Here is a 5,621-nt window from a genome sequence, read left to right on the forward strand (position 1 = left end):
GACGATCACGTCGTTCAGGATGGCCCCGGCACCGCCGACCACGAACACCGCTCCTCCGGCACCCATGCCGCCGCCGCCTGGAAAGGCCTCCGATCCGCCCTGCCCGCCCTGGGCCAGCAGGTTCTGCATCGTCAAGCCGTTGACGGTGGTGGTGCCCGAACCGATGAAAAAGCCCCGGAACTGCCCGACTCCGTCGAGGCTGTACCCGTGGCCGTTGATGGTCACGCTGCGTTCCACCACCGGCAGCTGGGCGTCCAGGACAATGGACGCCGCGAGATCGATGACAGCATCGCTGCCCGCAATGCAGGCGGCCAATTGGGCGGTGGTGCCTGCCGTACATGCGCGGGCGTCGGGCATGCCCGCACTCCACATGACGGCCATCAGGGCGCAGACGCTTCCGATGCGCGAAGCGCTGCGCTTGCCGCGCGACCGGGCGTTCTCGGGAACAGCCACCCAGGCGCCCAGCGCGGAGTTCCAAAAACTGCGGTGCATTCTGTTCATCGGGGCGGTCTCGGGTGGTCGAAGGACCCACGCGCGCGTGGGCGCACGTGGCGGGCAATGCCGCCTGCGTGGTGTCCATCAGCTTCCCGCGGCAAACGCCGGAAGCTCAGCCCACAACTCGTGGAAACCGGGAGGCTTGGCGACCGTCGAATGTTAGGAATGCGCGCCTGCGTGGTCAGACAAATGCGACAAAAAGCGAGACTCCTTTCGCATCCGGCATGCCCCTTCGAGCACCGGAGTGCGAAGAAGACGAAGCGCGATGACCGCTAGGTGCGCCTTGCCAGGCGCGTGCGCAGCGCTCTCACCGCGCTGTCGACGGTGGTCAGTACCGGCAGGCCCGAGGCCGCCTCGCAGGCTGCGCGGGCACGCGCCATGCTGAACTGGGCCAGCGCGATGCTGCTGCAGCCCTGGTCGCGCAGGGCACGGGCTTGCGCCGCGATGCGTTCGTCGTGCGTCCGGGTGTCGCCCGCGTTGAGCGCATCGAGTGCGCCTTCGGCCAGCGCGAGCACGAGCTCGACGCCGGCAGGGAATTCCGGCGGCATGGATTCGAGCGTCGGCCTGAAGGTCGCGATCAGCCCGAGCTTGCCGGTGTCGGCCTTGGCCGCGGCCTCCGCGATCATCGCCTCGTTGGGCTTGAGCACCGGCATCCCCGCATGCCGCCGCGCCACCGCCTCGATGCACGGCCCGAACGCCGAGCAGGTGAAGAGGATGCCGTGCGCGCCGGTATCGACCGCATACTGCGCCAGCCGCTGGAAGCGCTCGTGCATCGCCGCGTCCAGCCCGCGCCCTTCGCGCGCCAGGTCGGCCGAGAGGCTGTCGTCGAGCAGGTTCATCCGAAGCGCCTCGGGCCAGTCGCGCTCGAAGGCGTCGTTGATGGGCGGCACCGAATGGGCGAGCGCGTGGATCAGTGCGATACGGGTCATGGCCAATGTTCTCGGATGCCTTCGGACGACGGATCGTATCTGCAGGCGCCGCGACCGGCAGCCGCTCGAGGTCTTGCCCCTCGCCGCCGGAAAGGGAGCCCGAGCAGGAACCAGCGCGCGCCACCGCCGTCGCCATCCACTCCGCCTGCCAACCTCCGCCCAACGCCTGGATCAACCCCACGGCCGCACTCTGCCGGCTCACCTGCAACTGCAGCACCGTCCGCCGCGCATTGAGCGCCAGCACCTGCGCCGACACCACGTCGGTGTAGCTCACCTGCCCCTGGCGGTAGCGATTGAGGAACTGCTGCTCGCTGCGATCCGCCGCAGCCGAGGCCTCGCGCCGCAGGCCTTCCTGCTGCGCGAGGCTCGCGCCCGCGGTGAGCTGGTCCTCGACGTCCTGGAAGGCGGTGAGCACGGTCTGGCGGTAGCGCGCTACTGCTGCCTCGTGCGCCGCCTTCGCCTGCTCGACCTGGGCGCCGATGGCGCCGGCGTCGAACACCGTCTGCGCCACCGACAGGCCCAGCGACCACAACGTGTTCGAGGCGCTGAACAGATCGCCCACGCGGCTCGCGCTGCTGCTGAGCGCGCCGCTCAGGCTGAAGCTCGGAAAGTAGGCCGTGCGCGCGATGCCGATCTGTGCATTGGCCACCGCCACCGCGCGCTCCGACGCGGCGATGTCGGGCCGGCGCTGCAGCAGCGTCGAAGGCACGCCGGCGGGTATGCCGGGCACGGTGGGGGTCCAGTCGGCCGCGGGCAGGTTGAAGTCGGCCGGCGCAGCGCCGACCAGCACCGCGATCGCGTGCTCCAGCGTGTCGCGGTTGCGCTTCAGCGCCACGCGCTCGGCCTGCGTGTTGACGTAGAGCGTCTGCGCCTGCAACACGTCGGTCTGCGCCGCGATGCCGGCGTTGTAGCGGTTGCGCGCAATCTCCAGGCTGCGCTGGTAGCCCTCCAGCGTGACCTCCAGCAGCCGCAGCTCGGCATCGGCCTCGCGCAGTGAGAAGTAGTTGATCGCAAGCTCGCCCACCGCCGACAAGCGCGCCGAGGCCAGGTCGGCCTCGCTGGCCTCGGCGCTGGCCTGGGCACCACCGACTGCCTGGCGCAGCCGGCCCCAGACATCGGGCGCCCAGTCGGCCCGCAGTGCGGCGCTGGTGGCGGTGCTCGGCGAGCTGTTGCGCGCGCCGGAGCGGGTCGCGCTGCCGCCGGCCGAGACCGAGGGGAACAGCGCGGCGCGCTGCTCGCGCACCACCGCCTGGGCTTGCGTGTAGCTGGCCACTGCGGCGGCGATGTTCTGGTTGGAGACCTGCACGCGGGCGGCCAGCTCGTCGAGCACAGGGTCGCCGAAGAGCTTCCACCATTCGCCGCGGTCCAGGGCATCGGCGGGGGCGGCGGGGAGCCAGCCTTCGGCGGCGGGGGCTTCCTTCCAGGACGCGGGCATGGCTGCCGACGGCTGCTCGTAGGTCGGTCCGATCGCGCAGCCGGCGAGTGCGAGGGCCGCGGCAGCGAGCACGGCTCGCCGCACGGGTTGGAATGAAGAAGCGGTCATGGTCATTGCAGGTATGCCGAGGCCCGGTGCCCTCACCCCTACCCTCCCCCGGAGGGAGAGGGAGAAAGAGAGGGATCGGACGCGTTGCGGCTCAGGTACTTCTCGTTGGCGGGGCGGCGGCGCAGCTTGTCGAGCAGCACGTAGACGACCGGCGTGGTCAGGAGCGTCAGCAGCTGGCTCGCGATCAGGCCGCCGATGATGGCCACGCCCAGCGGCTGGCGCAGCTCGGCGCCTTCGCCGAAACCGACTGCCAGCGGCAAGGCGCCCAGCGCAGCGGCCAGCGTGGTCATCAGGATCGGGCGGAAGCGCAGCAGGCAGGCCTCGCGCACCGCCTCCACCGCGCTCAGGCCGCGGGCGCGTTCCGCCTCGAGCGCGAAGTCGATGATCAAAATCGCGTTCTTCTTGACGATGCCGATCAGGAGGAACACGCCGATCAGCGCAATGATCGAGAACTCCATGCGGAACAGCAGCAGCGCCAGCACCGCACCCACGCCGGCCGAGGGCAGCGTGGTCAGCACGGTGATGGGATGCACCAGGCTTTCATATAGCACGCCCAGCACGATGTAGATCACGACCAGCGCCGCGAAAATCAGGAACAGCTGCTGCGCCTGCGATTGCTGCGCGGCCAGCGCGGTGCCCTGGAAGCTGCCGCGCACGTTGACCGGCATCGCGATGTCGGCTTCGGCCTGGGCCACGATGCGCTTCGCGTCCGCCAGGCTCACGCCCTCGGCCAGGCTGAAGGAGACGGTGCTGGCGAGCTCGGTGTCCTGGTGGTCGATGGAGCTCGGCACGGCGCGCTCGCTGAGCTTGGCGAAGGCCGCGAGCGGCACCATGGGCGTGGTGCTGGTCGCGATCTGCTGGCCGGCCGACGAGGTGCGCGAAGCCGGGTTGGCCGAGGTGGCGGTCGAGGTGCCGGTCGAGGCGTCGGTATTGGCCTGCAGCGTGCTGACGGTGGTCGCGCCGCTCGCGCTGGTGACGGCGTTGAGCGTCGAGGGCACGTAGAGGTCCTTCAGCGCAATCGGTGCACGCTGGAAGCGCGGCGCCCACTCCATGATCACCGAGTACTGGTTGAGCTCGTCGTAGATCGTGGCGACCGAGCGCTGGCCGTAGGCGTTGTAGAGCGCGCTGTCGACCGCGCTCGAGGTCACGCCCAGCCGGGCCGCAGCGTCGCGGTCCACTTCGACGAAGGTCTCGACGCCGTTGGCCGCGTCGTCGCTGTCGATGTCGGTGAGCGCGGTCTCCTGGCGCAGGCGCTCGGCGAGCCTGCCGGTCCACTTGCGCAGGTCCTGGAGGTTGTCGCTCTTGAGCGTGTACTGGTAGCTGGAGTTGCTGGAGCGCCCGCCCATGCGCAAGTCCTGCACCGGGAACAGGAACACGCGAAGGCCGGTGAGCTGGCTGAGCTGCGGGCGCAGGCGGTCGATGACGGCCTGCGTCTTCTCCGTGCGCTGCGCCAGCGGCTTGAGGTTCACATACATGAAGCCGCCGCCCGCGCGTCCACCGCCGGAGAAGCCGACCACCGTCGCGACCGCAGGGTCCTTGCGGATGATGTCCACTGCCTGGCGCAGCTTGTCGGCGACCGCGGCGGAGGAAATGCTCTGGTCGGCCCGGATGCCGGCGTTGAGCTGGCCATTGTCCTGCTGCGGGAAGTAGCCCTTGGGAATGGCGTTGAAGAGGTACACGTTGAGCCCGATCACCGCCAGCAGCACCACCATCACGACGCCCTTGCTGGCCAGTGCCCAGTCGAGGCTGTGGGCGTAGACGCGCAGCGTCCAATGCCAGGCGCGCTCGACGCTGCCACCCAGCCAGGTCAGCACGCGGCCGCGCTTCTTTCGCGGCTCCTCCGCTTCGCTGCGCAGCAGCATGGCGCACAGCATGGGCGTGGTGGTCAGCGAGATCACCAGCGAGATCAGCACCGCAGCCGAGAGCGTCACGGCGAACTCGCGGAACAGCCGCCCCACCTGCCCGCCCATGAACAGCAGCGGGATGAACACCGCCACCAGCGACAGGCTGATCGACAGCACGGTGAAGCCCACCTCGCGCGCGCCGCGCAGCGCCGCCTCCATGCGTTTCATGCCGGCCTCGACATGCCGCGCGGTGTTCTCCAGCACCACGATGGCGTCGTCGACCACGAAGCCGGTGGCTACCGTGAGCGCCATCAGGCTCAGGTTGTTGAGGCTGAAGCCCAGCAGGTGCATCACGCCGAAAGTGCCCAGCAGCGAGACCACCGTCGCCACCGCCGGGATGATCGTGGCGCGCGCCTTGCGCAGGAACAGGCCCACCACCAGCACCACCAGCACGATCGAGATCATCAGCGTGGTCTCGATCTCGCGCAGCGAGGCGCGGATGGAGTTGGTGCGGTCCGAGGCGATCTGGATGTCGATGTCCTGCGGCAGCTGCGCGCGCAGCTCGGGCATCAGGTCGCGGACGCCGTCCACCGTGTCGATGATGTTGGCCCCCGGCTCCTGCGTGACCAGTATCACCACCGCCGGGTCGCCGTTGAACAGGCCCAGCGTGCGGGTGTTCTCGACGCTGTCGATCACGCGGGCCACGTCGCCCAGGCGCACGGGCGCGTTGTTGCGCCAGGCGATCACCAGGTCGCGGTAGTCGGCGGCGCGGCGGCCGGGCGGGGGGGTGTAGATCTGGAGCCGGCGGTC

Annotated in this window: 3 protein-coding genes and 1 pseudogene; all 4 read right to left on the reverse strand. The window is 69.8% G+C overall.

Features of this window, described 5'->3' with window-relative positions:
- The coding region (locus tag APY03_RS40295; protein ID WP_157103417.1) for an ESPR domain-containing protein at positions 1–501 on the reverse strand (501 nt) is incomplete at its 3' end.
- 266 nt (positions 502–767) lie between these two features.
- Positions 768–1,424, reverse strand: a complete 657-nt coding sequence (locus APY03_RS17095; protein ID WP_068678376.1) for an aspartate/glutamate racemase family protein — start codon at positions 1,422–1,424, stop codon at positions 768–770.
- Between the two features lie 133 nt (positions 1,425–1,557).
- Positions 1,558–2,973, reverse strand: a pseudogene (locus tag APY03_RS40300) (efflux transporter outer membrane subunit); the annotation flags it as partial.
- Between the two features lie 32 nt (positions 2,974–3,005).
- On the reverse strand, positions 3,006–5,621 hold a 2,616-nt coding region (locus tag APY03_RS17110), incomplete at its 5' end, for an efflux RND transporter permease subunit (RefSeq protein WP_232324307.1).

Origin of the sequence: Variovorax sp. WDL1 (assembly GCF_001541225.1) — a bacterium.
In the GTDB taxonomy this organism is placed as follows: Bacteria; Pseudomonadota; Gammaproteobacteria; order Burkholderiales; family Burkholderiaceae_C; genus Variovorax.